The organism is Variovorax sp. RKNM96 (assembly GCF_017161115.1).
GTDB lineage: Bacteria > Pseudomonadota > Gammaproteobacteria > Burkholderiales > Burkholderiaceae_C > Variovorax.
The window spans coordinates 1049359-1068731 of the sequence record NZ_CP046508.1; the positions used below are offsets into that span (position 1 = coordinate 1049359).

General features: G+C 68.1%; 16 protein-coding genes. All 16 read left to right on the plus strand.

All coding sequences use genetic code 11. The features are described from left to right. The first annotated feature begins 46 nt into the window (after window positions 1–46). The 16 genes from GNX71_RS04805 (at window position 47) to GNX71_RS04880 (ending at window position 19362) form a co-directional block, all read left to right on the plus strand. Window positions 47–1705 carry an STAS domain-containing protein gene (locus GNX71_RS04805; RefSeq protein WP_206177264.1) on the plus strand — a complete coding sequence of 553 codons (1659 nt, stop codon included), beginning with the start codon at window positions 47–49 and terminating at the stop codon, window positions 1703–1705. Between the two features lie 53 nt (window positions 1706–1758). Then, entirely contained in the window at window positions 1759–2304 is a 546-nt protein-coding gene (hslV, locus tag GNX71_RS04810; RefSeq protein WP_042578379.1) for an ATP-dependent protease subunit HslV, read from the plus strand. Between the two features lie 2 nt (window positions 2305–2306). Continuing rightward, the gene (hslU, locus tag GNX71_RS04815) at window positions 2307–3635 is read left to right on the plus strand and encodes an ATP-dependent protease ATPase subunit HslU (protein ID WP_206177265.1); all 1329 of its coding nucleotides are present in this window, start codon (window positions 2307–2309) and stop codon (window positions 3633–3635) included. 271 nt (window positions 3636–3906) lie between these two features. Next, window positions 3907–4335, plus strand: coding sequence for a division/cell wall cluster transcriptional repressor MraZ (gene mraZ, locus GNX71_RS04820; protein ID WP_013539433.1), 429 nt, complete (start codon window positions 3907–3909; stop codon window positions 4333–4335). An 8-nt stretch (window positions 4336–4343) separates the two neighbouring features. Then, window positions 4344–5267 carry a 16S rRNA (cytosine(1402)-N(4))-methyltransferase RsmH gene (gene rsmH, locus GNX71_RS04825; protein WP_206177266.1) on the plus strand — a complete coding sequence of 308 codons (924 nt, stop codon included), beginning with the start codon at window positions 4344–4346 and terminating at the stop codon, window positions 5265–5267. Between the two features lies 1 nt (window position 5268). Beyond that, window positions 5269–5616 (plus strand): cell division protein FtsL, encoded by a 348-nt coding sequence (gene ftsL / locus GNX71_RS04830; protein ID WP_206177267.1) that lies wholly within the window; start codon window positions 5269–5271, stop codon window positions 5614–5616. Continuing rightward, complete coding sequence (locus GNX71_RS04835) at window positions 5613–7367, plus strand: penicillin-binding protein 2 (protein ID WP_206177268.1); 1755 nt, start codon at window positions 5613–5615, stop codon at window positions 7365–7367. The genes ftsL and GNX71_RS04835 overlap by 4 nt, the downstream gene beginning before the upstream one ends. Before the next feature lie 2 nt (window positions 7368–7369). Further along, the gene (locus GNX71_RS04840) at window positions 7370–8932 is read left to right on the plus strand and encodes a UDP-N-acetylmuramoyl-L-alanyl-D-glutamate--2,6-diaminopimelate ligase (protein ID WP_206177269.1); all 1563 of its coding nucleotides are present in this window, start codon (window positions 7370–7372) and stop codon (window positions 8930–8932) included. Then, a complete protein-coding gene (murF, locus tag GNX71_RS04845) occupies window positions 8929–10368 on the plus strand; it encodes a UDP-N-acetylmuramoyl-tripeptide--D-alanyl-D-alanine ligase (protein ID WP_206177270.1) in 1440 nt (479 codons plus the stop codon). Before GNX71_RS04840 ends, murF begins: the two co-directional genes overlap by 4 nt. Window positions 10369–10390: 22 nt before the next feature. After that, window positions 10391–11569, plus strand: a complete 1179-nt coding sequence (gene mraY / locus GNX71_RS04850; protein WP_206177271.1) for a phospho-N-acetylmuramoyl-pentapeptide-transferase — start codon at window positions 10391–10393, stop codon at window positions 11567–11569. 10 nt (window positions 11570–11579) lie between these two features. Further along, window positions 11580–13778 (plus strand): UDP-N-acetylmuramoyl-L-alanine--D-glutamate ligase, encoded by a 2199-nt coding sequence (murD, locus tag GNX71_RS04855; protein WP_206177272.1) that lies wholly within the window; start codon window positions 11580–11582, stop codon window positions 13776–13778. Continuing rightward, a complete protein-coding gene (ftsW, locus tag GNX71_RS04860; protein WP_206177273.1) occupies window positions 13775–15076 on the plus strand; it encodes a putative lipid II flippase FtsW in 1302 nt (433 codons plus the stop codon). Before murD ends, ftsW begins: the two co-directional genes overlap by 4 nt. Beyond that, a complete protein-coding gene (gene murG, locus GNX71_RS04865) occupies window positions 15073–16137 on the plus strand; it encodes an undecaprenyldiphospho-muramoylpentapeptide beta-N-acetylglucosaminyltransferase (RefSeq protein ID WP_206177274.1) in 1065 nt (354 codons plus the stop codon). Before ftsW ends, murG begins: the two co-directional genes overlap by 4 nt. Beyond that, complete coding sequence (gene murC, locus GNX71_RS04870; protein ID WP_206177275.1) at window positions 16134–17603, plus strand: UDP-N-acetylmuramate--L-alanine ligase; 1470 nt, start codon at window positions 16134–16136, stop codon at window positions 17601–17603. Before murG ends, murC begins: the two co-directional genes overlap by 4 nt. Then, window positions 17600–18571, plus strand: a complete 972-nt coding sequence (locus GNX71_RS04875; RefSeq protein ID WP_206177276.1) for a D-alanine--D-alanine ligase — start codon at window positions 17600–17602, stop codon at window positions 18569–18571. The genes murC and GNX71_RS04875 overlap by 4 nt, the downstream gene beginning before the upstream one ends. A gap of 2 nt (window positions 18572–18573) precedes the next feature. After that, window positions 18574–19362: a cell division protein FtsQ/DivIB gene (locus GNX71_RS04880; RefSeq protein ID WP_206177277.1), complete on the plus strand. Its 789-nt coding sequence runs from the start codon at window positions 18574–18576 to the stop codon at window positions 19360–19362. The last annotated feature ends 11 nt before the right edge of the window (window positions 19363–19373 follow it).

The following is a 19373-nucleotide window of genomic DNA, read 5'->3' on the forward strand; positions in this document are numbered from 1 at the left end:
AGGTTCGCGGTAGATAAAAACCAGCCCGTTCGATAGTCTTCACCGAATGCCAAAGGAAGAATCGGGCCGTCTTTTCTCGAAGGTGGCCAAGTTTGTCCGCAATCCGCTCAAGGATTGGTCGGAGCTGGATGCGCCTTCCTCCACGTCGGACTCCTCGCTGCCCGAGCAGACCTACAGCCGGGAGATGCTCAAGGAGATGATCGAGCGGCGCCAGCGCAACGATTTCGTGCGCCGGCGCGAGTTCGACATGCTGCGCAAGCTCCGCCAGCGCGAGGCTGCCGCCCACGCTTTCGAGGCGACGGTCACGCCGTCGTCGTTCAACGTCAACAGCTCCTCTGAAAAGTCCGAGGGCCGCGCGCTCACGCTCAAGAAGATCGACGAGATCGAAGAGCAGATGTCGCAGCAGTGGTGGAAAGGCCGCGGCCCGAACGGCGAAACGCTGGTCAACCCGCCGCCCGATGCCGGCGCCGAGACGCTGCCGCCGGTCCATGTCGACGATCTGCTTCAACCGCCCCCGGTGCACCGCACGGTGGCGGCTGTGGCGCCCGTCGAAGCCGCAGGTGCAGCGAGTGCCGGCGGCGCACCGCCGCTGCTGTCTTCCCGGCTGGCGCACGACGGCGCGCTCGAAGAAGCGGTGATCCGCTTCGCGCATGGCGACGACGCCGGCGCCGAGGCGATCCTGCTGCAGGCGCTGGCCTCCGAGAGCGCACCGGCCGACGGCGACAACGACGCCGCAGCCGAACGCGACGACAGCCGCTGGCGCACCCTGTTCGACCTCTATCGCGCCACCGGCGACGCCGCCAAGTTCGCGGCCGCCCGCATGCGCTACGCGCAGCGCATGAAGCGCATGGGCCCCGATTGGGTATCGCTCGAGGACCTGGCCCGCAGCGTGAAGGCGGTGACCGCCAGCGAAGAGGCCGAGCAGGGCGGCGAGGGCGGTGGTGCCCAGGCCGACTGGAACAGTCCCGCGCGCCTGTCCCGCGAGGGGCTGATGAGCCTGACGCGCGCGCTGTCGCAGGCCGGTTCGGTCTGGACGCTCGACTGGCGCTCGCTGACCGCCATCGAGCCCGAGGCGGCCGCGCCGCTGCGCGTGCTGCTGACCCACTGGGCTGATTCGCCGGTCAAGCTGCGCTTCATCGGCACCGCGCAACTGCTGGCGGTGCTGGCCGAAGCGGCGCCCAACAACGAACGCGGCACCGACGACGTCTGGTGGCAGCTGCACCTGGCCGCGCTGCGGGTGATGCACCTGCCCGACGATTTCGAACTGGTGGCGCTCAACTATTGCATCACCTACGAGGTGTCGCCGCCGTCCTGGCAGGACCCGATCGGCGAATGCACCGCGCTCGCCGCGCCGCCGCCCAGCCGCAGCAGCTCGGTGTGGTCGCTGCTGTCGAGTGCCGAATCGGAGAGCTTTCCCACCCACGACACCGGTTTTGCCGCGCTGGCGGGCGATCTGCGGGGCGAATCGCTGTCGTCCTGGCAGCGGCTCGATACCGACCTGCGGCACACCACGGCGCCCGTCATTTCGTGCGCGGCGCTGCTGCGCATGGACCTCGCCGCCGCCGGCACGCTGCTCAGTTGGGTGCGGGCGCGGGACGCGAATGGCGAGCGGGTGCAGTTCGTCGATGCGCACCGGCTGATCGCCGCGCTGTTCGGCCTCGTGGGCATTGCGGACCACGCAACCGTAGCCGTTCGAAAGAACTGAAACCGCCCCTGTTTCGGGGTTGCATTGCCCTGGGCCATCCCCAGATGGCTTCGATGGAACAGTTTCACGGCACCACCATCGTGAGCGTGCGCCGCAAGACCCCCCAAGGCGACCAGGTCGCCATCGGCGGGGACGGGCAGGTCACTCTCGGCAATATCGTCATCAAGGGCACGGCGCGCAAAGTGCGCCGCCTCTATCACGGCAAGGTGCTGGCCGGTTTTGCCGGCGCCACCGCCGACGCCTTCACGCTCTTCGAGCGCTTCGAGGCCAAGCTCGAAAAGCACCAGGGCCATTTGACCCGCGCGGCGGTCGAGCTCACCAAGGACTGGCGCACCGACCGCGTGCTGCGCAAGCTCGAGGCGATGCTGGCCGTGGCGGACGCCACCACCTCGCTCATCATCACCGGCAACGGCGACGTGCTGGAGCCCGAAGACGGTGTGATCGCCATCGGCTCGGGTGGCGCGTATGCCCAGTCGGCGGCCAAGGCGCTGATCGACAACACCGACCTTTCGGCCGAGCAGATCGTGCGCAAATCGCTGGCGATCGCCGGAGAAATCTGCATTTACACGAACATGAACCACACGGTGGAAGCGCTCTGACCATGTCCATGACCCCCCAGGAAATCGTCTCCGAGCTCGACAACCACATCGTCGGGCAGCCGGCCGCCAAGCGCGCCGTGGCCATCGCCCTGCGCAACCGCTGGCGTCGCCAGCAGGTCGACGAGAAGCTGCGCAGCGAGATCACCCCGAAGAACATCCTCATGATCGGCCCGACGGGCGTGGGCAAGACCGAGATCGCCCGCCGTCTCGCGCGCCTGGCGGATGCGCCGTTCATCAAGGTCGAGGCGACCAAGTTCACCGAGGTGGGCTACGTCGGGAAAGACGTCGATTCGATCATCCGCGACCTCGCCGAGATCGCCGTCAAGCAGACCCGTGAATCCGAAAGCGCCAAGGTGCGCGCGCGGGCCGAAGACGCCGCAGAAGACCGCATCCTCGACGTGCTGCTGCCTCCGGCGCGCGGTGCCGATGGCACGACCCCGGCGATCGACGGCCCCAACCCCACGCGCCAGGCCTTCCGCAAGAAACTGCGCGAGCACCAGCTGGACGACAAGGAAATCGAACTCGACCTCGCCGAGACCCGCACGCCGCTCGAGATCATGGGCCCCGCCGGCATGGAGGAGATGACCGAGCAACTGCGCGGCATGTTCGGCCAGATGGGCGGCGGCAAGCGCAAGACGCGCAAGCTCAAGATCGCCGAGGCGCTGCGCCTCCTGATCGACGAGGAAGCGGCCAAGCTGGTCAACGAGGACGAGATCCGCGCGCAGGCGATCACCAACGCCGAGCAGAACGGCATCGTCTTCATCGACGAGATCGACAAGGTCGCCACGCGCAGCGAAGCGCAGGGCTCCGACGTGTCGCGCCAGGGCGTGCAGCGCGATTTGCTGCCGCTGGTGGAGGGCACGGCCGTGACCACCAAGTACGGCGTGGTGCGCACCGACCACATGCTGTTCATCGCGAGCGGTGCGTTCCACCTGAGCAAGCCGAGCGACCTGATCCCCGAGCTGCAGGGGCGGTTTCCGATCCGCGTCGAGCTGCAATCGCTCTCGGTGTCGGACTTCGAGAGCATCCTCACGCAGACCCGCGCGTCGCTCGTGAAGCAGTACCAGGCGTTGCTCGCGACAGAGGGCGTGACCCTCGACTTCCAGCCCGACGGCGTGACCCGCCTGGCGAGCATCGCCTTCGAGGTGAACGAGCGCACCGAGAACATCGGCGCGCGCCGTTTGTCGACCGTGATGGAGCGCCTGCTCGATGAGGTAAGCTTCGACGCGGCCCGCATCGAGGGTCAGACGATCCGTATCGATGCCGCTTACGTCGACGAGCGCCTCAAGGCACTAAGTCACGACGAAGACCTTTCGCGCTTCATCCTCTGAAGCCGCTTCTCCTCCCCCTGTAACGGGGGAATGCTTCACGCATTACTTTCACTGCGTGAGCTAAGTACTTCATTTTCAACGAAATTCGCCGATTCCGAGGTTTTGGAATCGGCGCTAAGTCGTTGATTCCATTACAAAAAATACCACCAACGGCCAGTTGCGCCCCAAGTGTTTCCTGCTACAGTGCAAAAAAGTGCAGTTAAGTGGGAAAAAGTGCGGGTAGTGCCTCTTTCGGGCGTTGCAGCACCTCCCAACACAGGGGTTCGTGGTCGTGTTTCAAGGCGCTTCATCGCTCAGTCTGGATGCCAAGGGGCGGCTCTCCGTGCCGACCCGGCACCGTGACGTCCTGAGCGCGACGGCAGGCGGCCAGCTCACGATCACCAAGCATCCGCACGGATGCCTCATGGTGTTCCCCCGTCCCGAATGGGAAAAATTCCGCGAGCGCATCGCCGCGCTGCCGATGTCGGCGCAGTGGTGGAAGCGTGTCTTCCTCGGCAACGCGATGGACGTCGAGATGGATGGCACCGGCCGCATCCTGGTCTCGCCCGAGCTGCGCGCCGCCACCGGCATCGCGCGCGACACGCTGCTCCTGGGCATGGGCAACCACTTCGAGCTCTGGGACAAGGCCACCTACGAGGCCAAGGAGGCCGAGGCCACCCAGGGCGAGATGCCGGATGTGTTTCAGGACTTCGCGTTCTGAGGACCCACGTGAACACCCCATGGACCCATACGACCGTCTTGCTGAACGAAGCGGTGGAAGCCCTTCTTTCCGGCAGCGCGGCAGCCACCGGCACCTACGTGGATGCGACCTTCGGGCGCGGAGGGCATGCACGCGCGATCCTCGCGCGGCTCGCTCCGGAAGGCAGGTTGATCGCGTTCGACAAGGATGCGGAAGCGGTGGCCGAAGCAGCGCGCATCTCGGATGCGCGTTTTTCCATCCGGCACCAGGGATTCCGTTCGCTGGGCGAGTTGCCCGACGCGAGCGTCAACGGCTTGTTGATGGACCTGGGCGTGAGTTCGCCGCAAATCGACAACCCGGTGCGCGGCTTCAGTTTTCGATTCGACGGCCCGCTCGACATGCGCATGGACACCACGCGCGGCGAGAGCGTGGCCGAATGGCTGGCAACGGCCGAACTTCAGCAGATTGCAGAGGTGATCCGTGACTATGGCGAAGAACGGTTTGCTGTTCAGATTGCAAAGGCGATTGTTGCTCGCCGACAAGAACGGGGCGCAATTTCAACCACCACCGAACTGGCCGAGCTCGTGGCTGGCACGGTCAAAACCCGCGAGCAGGGCCAGAACCCTGCAACGCGCACATTTCAGGCTTTTCGGATTTTCATCAACGCCGAGCTTGAAGAGCTGCAACAGGCGCTAGAGGCGAGCCTGTCCGTGTTGCAGCCCGGCGGCCGGCTCGCGGTGATCAGCTTCCACTCGCTGGAAGACCGCATCGTCAAGCAGTTCATCGCCAAGCACTCGAAGGAGGTCTACGACCGCCGGGCGCCTTTCGCCGCGCCCAAGGTGATGAAGCTCAACGCGCTCGAGCGCATCAAGCCGTCCGAAGACGAAGTGCGCGGCAACCCACGTTCGCGCAGCGCGATCCTGCGCGTGGCCGAGCGCACCGAGGCCAACTGACATGGCCCGCCTGAACCTGCTCCTGCTGATGGCCGTCATCGCGACGTCGCTCTATCTCGTCCATACGCAGTACCGCTCGCGCCAGCTCTACACCGAGCTCGACCGCGTGCAGCAGGAGGCGCGCCGTCTCGAGACCGATCACGACCGGCTGCAGGTCGAGAAGCGTGCCCAGGCCACGCCGCTGCGCGTCGAGAAGCTCGCCAAGGAGCAGCTGCAGATGCGCACGACCACGCCGGCGATCACGCAGTACGTGCGTCCGGACGGCTCGGTGATCCCGGCCGTCGCACCGCTGCCGCCGGTCACGCCGCCCAAGCCGGCCGCCACCTCCGCCAGGGGGGCTGCACGATGAGCCGCCGCGACCGCAGCGTTCGCTACACCACCAGCCCCTTGCTCGCGAGCAAGACGCCGGTGTGGCGCAGCAAGTTCATCGTCGCGGGCATCGCCTTCGGCTTCGTCATGCTGGCGGGGCGCGCGGCGTACGTGCAGGTCTTCAACAACAGCTTCTTCCAGCGGCAGGGCGAAGTGCGCTTTGCGCGCACGCTGGAGCTGCCGGCCAACCGCGGCCGCATCCTCGATCGCAACGGGCTCATCCTCGCCTCCAGCGTGGTGGCGCCCAGCATCTGGGCGATTCCCGAAGACATCGAGCGCGACGACCCCGAGGTGCGCGCCAAGCTCAAGCAGGTGGCCAAGCTGCTGGAGATGCCGCAGAAGGACTTCGACAAGAAGCTGCAGGACGAGGACAAGACCTTCGTCTGGATCAAGCGCCAGGTCGACGAGCCCATCGCCAAGCAGATCGCCGCGATGAACCTCAAGGGCATCTACCAGCGCAAGGAATACAAGCGCCAGTACCCCGAGGGCGAGGCGGCGGCGCACGTGGTCGGCTTCACCAACGTGGAAGACAACGGACAGGAAGGCATCGAGCTCGCGTTCAACAAGGAACTGGCCGGCAAGGCCGGTTCGCGCCGCGTCATCAAGGACCGCCTGGGCCGCGTGGTCGAGGGCGTGGGCGACATCGTCCCGCCGCTCGACGGCCAGGACATCCAGCTGAGCGTCGACAGCAAGGTGCAGTTCTTCGCCTACCAAAAGCTGCGCGACGCGGTGACGGCGCGCAAGGCCAAGGCCGGCAGCGTGGTGGTGCTCGACTCGGTCACCGGCGAGGTGCTGGCGCTGGCCAACTACCCGAGCTACGTGCCCGACAAGCGGCAGAACCTCACTGGCGAACAGTTGCGCAACCGCGCCGTCACCGACACCTTCGAGCCCGGCTCGACGATGAAGCCCATCACCGTCGGCATGGCGCTGGAAGCCGGCCGCGTGAAGCCCTCCACGCTGATCGAAACCGGCCCCGGCCGCTACCAGATCGGCGGCTTCACCATCAGCGACACCCACAACTACGGCACGCTGACGGTCGAGGGCGTGATCCAGAAGTCGAGCAACGTCGGCGCGCTCAAGATCGCGCAGAAGATGACGCCCCACGAGATGTGGGACACCTACACCGCGCTCGGCTACGGCCAGAAGCCGCAGATCCAGTTCCCCGGCGCGGTCACCGGGCGGCTGCGCCCATGGAAGACCTGGAAGCCGGTCGAGCAGGCCACCATGGCCTACGGCTACGGCCTGTCGGCGTCGCTGTTCCAGATGGCGCATTCGTACACCTCGTTCGCGCACGACGGCTCGCTCATTCCGGTCACCATCCTCAAGAATTCCGAGCCGCCGGTCGGCGTGCGGGTGTTCTCGCCCTCCAATGCGCTGGCGGTGCGCAAGATGCTGCAGATGGCGGCCGGCCCCGGCGGCACCGGCACGCGCGCGCAGACGGTCGGCTACTCGGTCGGCGGCAAGTCGGGCACGGCCCACAAGCAGGTCGGCAAGGGCTACGCGAGCAACAAGTACCGCGCCTGGTTCACCGGCATGGCGCCCATCGAGAAGCCGCGCATCATCGTCGCGGTGATGATCGACGAGCCCAGCGACGGCCAGTATTTCGGCGGCGTGGCTGCGGCACCCGTGTTCAGCGAAGTCGTGCAGCAGACCCTGCGCATGATGAACGTCCCGCCCGACCTGGCGGTCAAACCCCTTGTGATGACGCAGGGCGTCGACGAGAGCTTCTGAGCATGCTGACACTCACATCCCCCCAACTGGCCGCGCTCTGGCTCAAGGAGCGCGTGCAGGGTACGCTGCATGCCGACAGCCGGCCCGTGGGCGCGGGCGACGGCTTCATCGCCTGGCCCGGCGCCGCGACCGACGGGCGCAAGCACGTGGCGGCCGCGCTCGCGCAGGGCGCCACGGCCTGCCTGGTCGAGTTCGAAGGTGTCGATGCCTTCGGCTTCGATCAAAGTGAATACAGCGACCGCATCGCGGCCTACCCGGGCCTGAAGGCCGCCACCGGTCCGATCGCCTCGGCTTTCCACGACAACCCCTCGGCGCTGCTCGACGTGCTGGCCGTGACCGGCACCAACGGCAAGACTTCCACCGCATGGTGGCTGGCCGAATCGCTTTCTACGCTGCGCGCGGCCGGCGGCGTTCGCGCGATGCGGCCCGACGGCACCATGGAACGCAGTGCGCCGTCGCCCTGCGCCGTGATGGGCACGCTGGGCATCGGCGTGCCGCCCGAACTCACCTACACCGGCCTCACCACGCCCGACCCCGTGATGATGCAGGGCGAGTTGCGCGCGCTGGTCGAGCGCGGCTTCGGCGCCTGCGCCATCGAGGCCTCGTCGATCGGCATCGCCGAGCGCCGGCTCGACGGTGCGCAGATCGCGGTCGCGGTGTTCACGAACTTCACGCAGGACCACCTCGACTACCACGGCAGCATGGATGCCTACTGGGAAGCCAAGGCCGAGCTGTTCCGCTGGCCGGGCCTGCGCGCCGCGGTGATCAACATCGACGACATGCATGGCGCGAGCCTGTGCGCGAACCTTGTCGATGCCGGCATCGGCGCGCTCGACGTCTGGACCGTGTCGGCCGGCGGCAAGCCGGCGCGCCTAGTGGCGCGCGACATCGGCTACGACGCGCAGGGGCTGCAGTTCTCGGTGGCCGAGCACGGCACCGCGTCGGCCGAGCGTCTCTCCACCGGTCTCATCGGCCAGTACAACGTGGCCAACCTGCTCGGCGTGCTCGGCACGCTGCGCGCACTGGGGCTGTCGCTGTCGCAAGCCGTGGCGGCCTGCGGCAATCTCACGAGCGTGCCCGGCCGCATGGAACGGGTGAGCGTCGGCGGCGATGCGCCGCTGGCCGTGGTCGATTACGCCCACACGCCCGACGCGCTCGACAAGGCGCTCGCCGGCCTGCGCCCGCTGGCGCAACAGCGCGGCGGCGCGCTCTGGTGCGTGTTCGGCTGTGGCGGCGACCGCGACCCGATCAAGCGCCCGATGATGGCCGCCGTCGCCGAGCGCCAGGCCGACCATGTCGTCGTGACCAGCGACAACCCGCGCAGCGAAAAGCCCGACGCGATCATCAGCCAGGTGCTGCGCGGTTTCTCGCGCCCCGACGTTGCCCAGGTGCAGCCCGATCGCGCGGCAGCCATTGCCGACGCGATCGCGCAGGCCGCGCCCCAGGACGTGGTGCTGATCGCCGGCAAGGGCCACGAGGCCTGGCAGGAGATTGCGGGCCAACGCATTCCGTTCTCCGACAGGACCCATGCGCTGGACGCGCTGACGAAGCGAGGTGCGGCATGACAGATATGACGCCGCTGAACATGACGCTCGCCCAGGCGCAGCAATGGATTCCCGGCTCCCGCCTCGTGGGCGACCCGGCGACGGTCATCGCCCGTGTGCACACCGACACCCGCACGCTGGCCGATGGCGACCTGTTCGTCGCGCTCAAGGGCGAGCGCTTCGATGCCAACGATTTCCTGGCGCAGGCCAAGGAGCACGGCGCGGTCGCGGCCATCGCTCACCACGGCCTCGAAGCCGCGGGTCTCGCGGGCCTCGAGGTGCCCGATTCGCTGGTTGCGCTCGGCGCACTCGGCGCGGGCTGGCGTGCGCAGTTCGAGCTGCCGTTGATCGCCGTCACCGGCAGCAATGGCAAGACGACCGTCACGCAGATGATCGCGGCGATCCTCGTCGCCTTCCGCGCCGACCGCGCGCTGGCCACGGCCGGCAACTTCAACAACGAGATCGGCGTGCCGCTCACGCTGCTGCGCCTGCGGGCGCGCCACCAGCACGCGGTGCTCGAACTGGGCATGAACCACCCGGGCGAGATCGCGCGGCTGGCCGCCATCTCGCGCCCGACCATCGCGCTGGTCAACAACGCCCAGCGCGAGCACCAGGAATTCATGGCCAGCGTCGAGGCGGTGGCCATCGAGAACGCCGCCGTGTTCGCGGTCCTGCCCGACGACGGCACGGCCGTCTTCCCCTATGGCGACACCTTCACCTCGCTCTGGACCGACATGGCGCATGACGGCGGCTCGCGCCGCTGCATGACCTTCGGCGAGGACGAGGGCGCCGATATCTCGCTGGACGGCGCCGAATGGAAGCAGGGTGCCTGGGCCGTGCGCATCCGCACGCCGCTGGGCGCCTTCGATGCGCAGCTGCACATCGCCGGCCGCCACAACGTGGGCAACGCGCTGGCCGCCACCGCCTGCGCGCTTGCGGCGGGCGTGCCGATCGAGCGCATCGCCGAGGGCCTGTCGGCCTTCGAGCCGGTCAAGGGCCGCTCCAAGGCCAGCGAGGTCGTGCTGTCGAACAAGCACACGCTCACGCTGGTCGACGACAGCTACAACGCCAACCCCGATTCCGTGATCGCCGCCATCGACGTGCTCGCGGGCCTGCCCGGTCCGCGCCTGCTGGTGCTCGGCGACATGGGCGAGGTGGGCGACCGCGCGTTCGAGTTCCACACCGAGGTCGGCGCCTGGGCGAAGCAGCGCGGCATCGAGGCCGTCTACACGCTCGGCACCGAGACCGCGCACACCGTCGCGGCCTTCCAGGATGCGGACAACGGCCGTCATTTCGGTGACTACGAAGCGCTGCATGCCGCCGTGCTCGCCCGCCTGCCGCTGGTCGGCAGCGTGCTCGTCAAGGGCTCGCGTTTCATGAAGATGGAACGCGTGGTGCAGGCCATCGGCGATCTCGCCCAGTCACATCCCAAAACAACAAAAGGAGGCCGGTCATGACGCATGAGCCGCGCGACACCACATGCTGCTGAGCCTGGCCCAATGGCTGCAGACGCTCTCGCCCGAGTTCGGGTTTTTGCGCGTTTTCCAGTACCTCACCTTCCGCGCGCTGATGGCCGCGGTGACCGCGCTCGTGGTCGGCCTGGTGGCCGGTCCGTACGTGATCCGCCGCCTGACCGCGCTCAAGATCGGCCAGCCGGTGCGCGGCTACGGAATGGAAACGCACCTGACCAAGAGCGGCACGCCGACCATGGGCGGCGTGCTGGTGCTGTTCGCCATCGCTTTCGCCACGCTGCTGTGGTTCGACATCTCGAACCGCTTCGTGTGGATCGTGCTGTGGGTGACGATGGGCTTCGGCGCCATCGGCTGGGTCGACGACTGGCGCAAGGTGGTGCGCAAGGACCCCGAGGGCATGCGCTCGCGCGAGAAGTATTTCTGGCAGTCGGTGGTCGGCCTGCTCGCGGGCTTCTACCTGCTCTTCAGCATCTCGGAGAGCTCCAACTGGCGCGTGCTGCAGCTGTTCTTCGCGTGGGTGCAGTCTGGCTTCGATCTCGACTTTCCGCCCAAGATCAACCTGCTGGTGCCCTTCTTCAAGGAAGTGAGCTATCCGCTCGGCGGCATCGGCTTCGTGATCCTCACGTACCTCGTGATCGTGGGCGCGAGCAACGCGGTGAACCTGACCGACGGCCTGGACGGCCTGGCGATCATGCCGGTGGTGATGGTGGGCTCGGCGCTGGGCGTGTTCGCCTATGTCACGGGCAGCGCGGTGTATTCCAAGTACCTGTTGTTCCCCAACATCCCGGGCTCGGGCGAGCTGCTGGTGTTCTGCTCGGCGATGGCCGGCGCGGGGCTCGCGTTCCTCTGGTTCAACACCCATCCGGCGCAGGTCTTCATGGGCGACGTGGGCGCGCTCGCGCTCGGCGGCGCGCTGGGCACCATCGCGGTCATCGTGCGCCAGGAGATCGTGTTCTTCATCATGGGCGGCATCTTCGTGGTCGAGGCGATCTCGGTGATGGCGCAGGTCATGTACTTCAAGTACACGAAGAAGCGCTACGGCGAAGGCCGCCGCGTGCTCAAGATGGCGCCGCTGCACCACCATTTCGAGAAGAGCGGCTGGCGCGAGACGCAGGTCGTGGTGCGCTTCTGGATCATCACGATGCTGCTGTGCCTCGTGGGTCTTTCGACGCTGAAGCTGCGGTGAGAAAGAACCGATGCGCCATCTGAAAGACCTCCCCGTCCTCGTCCTCGGCCTCGGTGCGTCCGGGCTGGCGATGGCGCGCTGGTGCGCGCGCCACGGTGCGGTCGTGACCGTGGCGGACACGCGCGAGGCGCCCGCCGCGCTCGCGACGCTGCAGGCGGAGTTGCCCGGGGTGACCTTCATCGGCGGGCCGTTCTCGGCCGCGCTGATCGAGGGCACGCCGATCCGTGCGGTGTACCGCTCGCCGGGGCTGTCGCCCGAGACCATTGCGCCGGTCGTCGATGCGGCGCGGGCCGTGGGCCTCACGGTCGGCGGTGAACTCGATCTCTTTGCGCGCGCACTGCTGGATCTGCGGACGGTCGAAGTGCCCGTGGCGGAAGTCGCCGAGGCCGAACCTGAGGCCGCGGCTGAACCGGTTGCCGAAGTGCCTGCAGAACCCGTGCTGCCCGAGGCACAAGCGGAGTTGGCATTGACCGTCGAGCCGACGGAGGCCGCACCCGTCGAAGTGGCCGAAGTGCCAGCCGCACCGGAAGAAGTGCCAGCGGTGACCGAACAGGTCGAGGCAGAAGCGCCTGCGACTGCCGAGACGACCGAAGCCGTCGAAACCGCTGAAGTGCCTCCGCAGGCCGAGACGGGTGAGCCCGTTGTCGCTACCGAAAGCACGGAAGTCGCCGAAGTAACCGAGGCAGCACCCGAACTGGCAACCCCCGCGATGGCGGAGGCCATGCTGCGCGATCCGTCGCTGAGCGTTCCGGTCTCGCCGCCCGCCGACGAAGTCGCGCCGGCCGCAGAGACCACCGATGTCGCCCCCGAAGCGACGACGCCAGCAACTGCGCCCGCCACCGGCTCCCGCCTGCCGGCCACGGGCAAGCCTTACGTCCCCACGGCCGCCCGCGAGGCCGCCGAGTTCGTCGCCAAGATCGCCGAACTCTCCGCCACCAACCCGGCCTCCGCTGCGGTGGAGGAAGAGCCGACGGCCCAATTGCCCCTGGTGCCGATCGAGGAACCCCCGGCCCCCAAGGGCTACACCCCCGCGGTGCTAGCTATCACCGGCACCAACGGCAAAACCACCGTCACCGCGCTCACCGGCCAACTGGTCGAGCGCGCGGGAAAGACCGTGGCCGTGGCCGGCAACATCGGCCCGACGCTGCTCGACACCCTGGCCGCGCACATCGATGCCGAGACGCTGCCCGATGTCTGGGTGCTCGAACTCTCGAGCTTCCAGCTCGACGGCGTGCAGGGCTTCGAGCCGACCGCCGCCACCGTGCTCAACCTCACGCAGGACCACCTCGACTGGCACGGCGACATGCCGGCCTACGCGGCGGCCAAGGCGCGCATCTTCGGCGCGCAGGGCCTGATGATCCTGAACCGCGACGACGCAGGCGTGATGGCGATGCTGCCACCGCCCCTCCGGGTGAAGCTGCAGCGTCCGCAGATCCGCGCGCACGTCACCTTCGGCAGCGCGATGCCGCTGCGCCCGGGTGACTACGGCATCGAGCGCATCAACGGCGTTGCCTGGCTGGTGCGTGCGCTGGAAGCCGACGAAACGCAGAAGCGCAAGCGCGGCGCGGTGGTCGAAGAAGAAATCTTCTTCCAGCGCCTGATGCCCGCCGACGCGCTGCGCATCCGCGGCCGCCACAACGCCATGAACGCGCTGGCCGCGCTCGCACTCGCCACCGCCGCCGACTGCCCGCTGGGCCCGATGCTCTACGGCCTGCGTGAATACCGCGGCGAGTCGCACCGCGTGGAACCGATCGCACTGATCGACGATGTCGAGTATTTCGACGACAGCAAGGGCACCAACGTCGGCGCGACGGTCGCCGCGCTGAACGGCCTGGGCGAAGACCGCCGCGTGGTCGTGATCCTCGGCGGCGAAGGCAAGGGGCAGGACTTCGAACCGCTCGCCGCGCCCGTGGCCCAGCACGCACGCGCCGTGGTGCTGATCGGCCGCGATGCGCCGCTGATCGAGGCCGCGCTCGCCAACACCGGCGTCTCGCTGATGCATGCCGCCTCGATGGACGAGGCGGTGAAGCTCGCCACGGCGCGCGCCAACCCCGGCGATGCCGTGCTGCTGTCACCGGCCTGTGCGAGCTTCGACATGTTCAACGACTACGAGCACCGCGCGGAAGTTTTCCGCGAGGCCGTGCAGACGCTCGCGGACAACCCGCGCGGCATGTCGATCGACGGTTCGTCCCCGGAGGAAACGCTGTGAACTCCGCTGCTGCAGGCGACTCGACGCCCGACACCCGCACCAGCCGCTTCGGTGGCTGGTTCAGGCGCGCCCGCAGCGGTATCGATTCGCTGCCCGTGCACCTGCCGGTGCGGCTGGGCGGCGCCGGCATCGCACAGACCAAGGCCACGCCGATGCGCGTGCTGGGCTTCGACCAGGCGCTGGTCTGGGTCACCGTCGCGCTGCTGACCTGGGGCCTGGTGATGGTGTATTCGGCTTCCATCGCACTGCCCGACAACCCGCGCTTCGCGCGCGCCGGCTACAACGCCTCGTTCTTCCTCACGCGGCATGCGGCGTCGGTGGTGTTCGCCTTCATCGCGGCGCTGCTGGCCTTCCAGATCCCGATGAAGACCTGGGAGCGCGCCGCGCCCTGGCTCTTCGTGGCCTCGCTGCTGTTGCTGGTGGCGGTGCTCATTCCGCACATCGGCATCAGCGTGAACGGTGCGCGGCGGTGGCTGCCGATGGGCTTCATGCGCTTCCAGCCCTCCGAGCTCGCCAAGGTGGCGATGGTGCTCTACGCCGCCAGCTACATGGTGCGCAAGATGGAGATCAAGGAGCGCTTCTTCCGCGCCGTGCTGCCGATGGGCATCGCCGTGGTGGTGGTCGGCATGCTGGTGATGGCCGAGCCCGACATGGGCGCCTTCATGGTGATCGCGGTGATCGCGATGGGCATCCTCTTCCTGGGCGGCGTGAACGCGCGCATGTTCTTCGTGATCGCCGCGCTGGTGGTGGTGGCCTTCGGCACCATCGTCGCGACCAGCCCGTGGCGCCGCGAGCGGATCTTTGCGTACCTCGATCCGTGGAGCGAGGAGCATGCGCTCGGCAAGGGCTACCAGCTGTCTCACTCGCTGATCGCCATCGGGCGCGGCGAGATCTTCGGCGTGGGCCTCGGCGGCAGCGTCGAGAAGCTGCACTGGCTGCCCGAAGCGCACACCGACTTCCTGCTCGCCGTGATCGGCGAGGAGTTCGGTCTCGTCGGCGTGCTGTTGATCATCGGCCTCTTCCTCTGGCTCACACGCCGCGTCATGCACATCGGCCGCCAGGCCATTGCGCTGGACCGCGTGTTCTCGGGCCTGGTCGCGCAAGGCGTCGGCGTGTGGATCGGTTTCCAGGCCTTCATCAACATGGGCGTCAACCTCGGCGCGCTGCCGACCAAGGGCCTGACCTTGCCGTTGATGAGTTTCGGCGGCTCGGCCATCCTGATGAACATGGTGGCGCTGGCGATCGTGCTGCGCATCGACTACGAGAACCGGGTTCTCATGCGCGGAGGCCGCGTATGACCGGGCGCACCGCACTCGTCATGGCCGGTGGCACCGGCGGCCACATCTTCCCGGGCCTCGCGGTGGCCGAGGCCTTGCGCGAGCGCGGCTGGCGCGTGCACTGGCTGGGCGCGCCCGGCAGCATGGAAGAAAAGCTCGTGCCGCCGCGCGGCTTCGCGTTCGAGCCGGTGCAGTTCGGCGGCGTGCGCGGCAAGGGTCTACTCACGCTGTTCCTGCTTCCGTTGAAGCTGCTGCGCGCCTTCTGGCAGAGCTTTCGCGTGGTGCGCCGCGTCAAGCCCGACGTGCTGGTGGGCCTGGGCGGCTACATCACCTTTCCGGGCGGAATGATGGGCGTGCTGCTCAACAAGCCGCTGGTGCTGCACGAGCAGAACTCGGTCGCCGGCCTTGCCAACAAGGTGCTGGCGGGCGTGGCCGATCGCGTGTTCACAGCTTTCCCCAACGTGCTGAAGAAGGCGCAGTGGGTGGGCAACCCGCTGCGCGCGGCGTTCACCTCGCAGCCCGATCCGGCTACGCGTTTCGCGGGCCGCAGCGGTCCGCTCAAGCTGCTGGTCGTGGGCGGCAGCCTCGGCGCGCGCGGCCTCAACACCGTGGTGCCGCAGGCGCTGGCCCGCATCGAGCCGGCCACGCGGCCGCAGGTGCTGCACCAGAGCGGCACCAAGCAGATCGACGAACTTCGCGCCAACTACACGGCCGCGGGCGTCGAAGGCGAACTCACGCCGTTCATCGAAGACACGGCGCAGGCCTATGCCGACGCGGACATCATCGTCGCGCGCGCCGGTGCCAGCACCGTCACAGAAATCGCGGCCGTCGGCGCAGCAGCGCTGTTCGTGCCTTTCCCCTCGGCGGTCGACGACCACCAGACCACCAACGCGCGCTTCCTCGTGGACGCGGGCGGCGGCTGGCTGGTGCAGCAGGCCGACCTCACTCCTGAATTGCTGGCTGATTTGCTACAGAAAACCGAGCGCACCGCGCTGATCGAGAAGGCCGCCAAGGCCAAGACCATGCAGAAGACAGAGGCCGTCGAGGCTGTCGTCCGCGCTTGCGAGGAGCTTGCCAAATGAAGCACGCGATTCGTCACATCCATTTCGTGGGCGTCGGTGGCTCCGGCATGAGCGGCATCGCCGAAGTGCTGCTGAACCTGGGCTACAGGATCACCGGCTCCGACCTGTCGGACAGCGCCACGCTGCGCCGGCTCGCGGGCCTGGGCATCGGCACCTTCGTGGGCCATGCGGCCGCGCACATCGACGGCGCGGACGCGGTCGTCACCTCGACCGCGGTGCAGTCGGACAACCCCGAGGTGCTGGCCGCGCGCGAGAAGCGCATTCCGGTCGTGCCGCGCGCGCTGATGCTGGCCGAGCTGATGCGCCTCAAGCAGGGCATCGCGATTGCGGGCACGCACGGCAAGACCACCACCACCAGCCTCGTGGCGAGCGTGCTCGAGGCGGCCGGGCTCGACCCGACCTTCGTGATCGGCGGGCGCCTGAACAGCGCCGGCGCGAATGCGCAGCTGGGCAGCGGCGACTACATCGTGGTAGAGGCCGACGAGTCGGACGCCTCGTTCCTGAACCTGCTGCCCGTGATGGCGGTGGTCACGAACATCGACGCCGACCACATGGAGACCTACGGGCACGACTTCGCGAAGCTCAAGAAGGCCTTCGTCGACTTCCTGCACCGCATGCCGTTCTACGGCGTGGCCATTCTCTGCACCGACGATCCCGCGGTGCGCGACATCGTGGCCCAGGTCACCTGCCCGGTCACCAGCTACGGTTTCGGCGAGGACGCGCAGGTGCGCGCGATCGACGTGCGCGCCGTCGGCGGCCAGATGCACTTCACCGCGCAGCGCCGCAACGGCGTGACGCTGCCGGACCTGCCCATCGTGCTGAACCTGCCGGGCGAGCACAACGTACGCAATGCGCTGTCGGTGATTGCGGTGGCGGTCGAACTCGGCATTCCCGACGAGGCGGTGCAGCGCGGGCTCGAAGGCTTCAAGGGCGTGGGCCGCCGCTTCCAGAGCTATGGCGAAGTGCGCGTTCCGGGCGGTGCCGGCAGCTTCACCGTGATCGACGACTACGGCCACCACCCGGTCGAGATGGCGGCCACGATCGCCGCGGCGCGCGGCGCGTTCCCGGGCCGCCGGCTGGTGCTGGCCTTCCAGCCGCACCGCTACACCCGCACGCGCGACTGCTTCGAGGATTTCGTGAAGGTCATCGGCACCGCCGATTCGGTGCTGCTCGGCGAGGTCTATGCCGCCGGCGAGGCGCCGATCGTGGCGGCCGACGGCCGCACGCTGGCGCGCGCGCTGCGCATCGCGGGCAAGGTGGAGCCGGTGTTCGTCGACGACATCGCGGCGATGCCGCAGGCGATCCTCGACAACGCGAAGCCCGGCGACGTGGTGCTCTGCATGGGCGCCGGGTCCATCGGCGCGGTGCCGGGCAAGGTGGTCGAACTCGGCGGCGCGGCCACAGTGGCCGCCGCGCCATCGTCAACAACATCGGAGCGCGGCTCGCGCAAGGGGAGGGCATCGTGAGCCTTCAGGATCCAAAACTTTTCGGCAAGGTCGCCGTGCTGTTCGGCGGCAGTTCCGCGGAACGCGAGGTCTCGTTGATGTCGGGCACCGGCGTGCTCGAGGCGCTGCGCTCGCGCGGCGTCGACGCGCATGCCTTCGATCCGTCCGAGCGCGAACTGGTCGAGCTCAAGCGCGAAGGCTTCGCGCGCTGCTTCGTCGCGCTGCACGGCCGCCACGGCGAGGACGGCACGGTGCAGGGCGCGCTCGAGCTGCTCGGCATTCCCTACACCGGCTCGGGCGTCATGGCCTCGAGCGTGGCGATGGACAAGGTCATGACCAAGCGCATCTGGCAGGCCGACGGCCTGCCGACGCCCAAGTACGTGCGCCTGGCCTTCGACCAGCAAAGCCGCGAGCAGATCATGGTGGTGCCCGATGTGCTGGGCCTGCCGCTGATCGTGAAGCCGCCGCGCGAGGGCTCGTCCATCGGCGTGACCAAGGTCGAGGGCTACTCGCAGATGCAGGACGCCGTCACGCTCTCGGCCAAGTACGACGCCGACGTGCTCTGCGAGGAGTTCATCGAGGGCGAGGAAGTGACCTGCGCCGTGCTCGGCCAGGGGCTCGACGCGCGCGCGCTGCCGGTGGTGCGCATCGCCGCGCCCGAAGGCGCCTACGACTACCAGAACAAGTATTTCACCGACGTCGTGCAGTACAAGTGCCCGAGCGGCCTGCCGGCCGAGGAGGAGCACGAGATCCAGCGCATCACGCTGGCCGCGTACCACACGCTCGGCTGCCGCGGCTGGGGCCGCGCCGACGTGATGATCCGCGCCAGCGACCGCAAGCCCTTCCTGCTAGAGATGAACACCTCGCCCGGCATGACCAGCCATTCGCTGGTGCCGATGTCGGCGCGCGCGGCAGGCATTCCTTACGAAGAGCTGTGCCTGCGCGTGCTGGCCTCCGCTTCGCTGGATGCCAAGGGAGGAGCGCAATAGCCATGGCCGACAGCATCCCCGTGCCCTTCGACGTCAAGCTCATGAACATCGTGGCGAACCTCGCGTTCGTGGCGGTGGCGCTCATGCTGCTTGCCGCGGGCGCGTGGTGGGTGCTGCGCCAGCCTTTCTTCCCGCTCGCGGGGATCAAGGTGGACGGCGAGGTCACGCACAACAACGCGGTCACGCTGCGCGCCAACGTGGCGCCGCAGCTCTCGGGCAACTTCTTCACCATCGACCTCGCGCGTGCGCGCACCGCCTTCGAGGCGGTGCCGTGGGTGCGCAGCGCGGTGGTGCGGCGCGAGTTCCCGAACAAGCTGCGCGTGACGTTGACCGAACAGGTGCCGGTGGCCAGCTGGGGTGACGAGGCGGGCTCGAAGCTCATCAACGGCTTCGGCGACGTGTTCGAAGCCAACGTGGCCGAGGTCGACGAGAACCTGCCGCGCCTGGACGGCCCGATCGAGCAGGCCGGGCAGGTGCTCGGCATGTACCGCGTGCTTGCGCCGCAGTTCCAGCCCTACGACTTCGGCATCGACGAGCTCACGCTGTCCAGCCGCGGCAGCTGGAAGGTGGTGCTGGACAGCGGTGCGCAGATCGAGCTGGGGCGCGGGCAGAGCGAAGAGGTGTCGGCCAGGCTGCAGCGCTTCCTGAAAACCGTGACCCAGGTCGCGGGCCAGTACCACCGCACGGTGGCCGACGTCGAAGGCGCCGATCTGCGCCACAACGACGCGTATGCATTGCGGCTGCGCGGCGTCACCACGGTCTCGCCAGAGGCCCCAAGAAGAATCAAGTAGCGAATACCGAG

Coding starts and splice junctions, on each gene's coding strand:
- hslU (WP_206177265.1), top strand. CDS start 2,307: ATGTCCATGACCCCCCAGGAAATCGTCTCCGAGCTCGACAACCACATC.
- hslV (WP_042578379.1), top strand. CDS start 1,759: ATGGAACAGTTTCACGGCACCACCATCGTGAGCGTGCGCCGCAAGACC.
- GNX71_RS04805 (WP_206177264.1), top strand. CDS start 47: ATGCCAAAGGAAGAATCGGGCCGTCTTTTCTCGAAGGTGGCCAAGTTT.
- murF (WP_206177270.1), top strand. CDS start 8,929: ATGACAGATATGACGCCGCTGAACATGACGCTCGCCCAGGCGCAGCAA.
- ftsL (WP_206177267.1), top strand. CDS start 5,269: ATGGCCCGCCTGAACCTGCTCCTGCTGATGGCCGTCATCGCGACGTCG.
- murG (WP_206177274.1), top strand. CDS start 15,073: ATGACCGGGCGCACCGCACTCGTCATGGCCGGTGGCACCGGCGGCCAC.
- mraY (WP_206177271.1), top strand. CDS start 10,391: ATGCTGCTGAGCCTGGCCCAATGGCTGCAGACGCTCTCGCCCGAGTTC.
- GNX71_RS04840 (WP_206177269.1), top strand. CDS start 7,370: ATGCTGACACTCACATCCCCCCAACTGGCCGCGCTCTGGCTCAAGGAG.
- GNX71_RS04880 (WP_206177277.1), top strand. CDS start 18,574: ATGGCCGACAGCATCCCCGTGCCCTTCGACGTCAAGCTCATGAACATC.
- murC (WP_206177275.1), top strand. CDS start 16,134: ATGAAGCACGCGATTCGTCACATCCATTTCGTGGGCGTCGGTGGCTCC.
- GNX71_RS04835 (WP_206177268.1), top strand. CDS start 5,613: ATGAGCCGCCGCGACCGCAGCGTTCGCTACACCACCAGCCCCTTGCTC.
- murD (WP_206177272.1), top strand. CDS start 11,580: ATGCGCCATCTGAAAGACCTCCCCGTCCTCGTCCTCGGCCTCGGTGCG.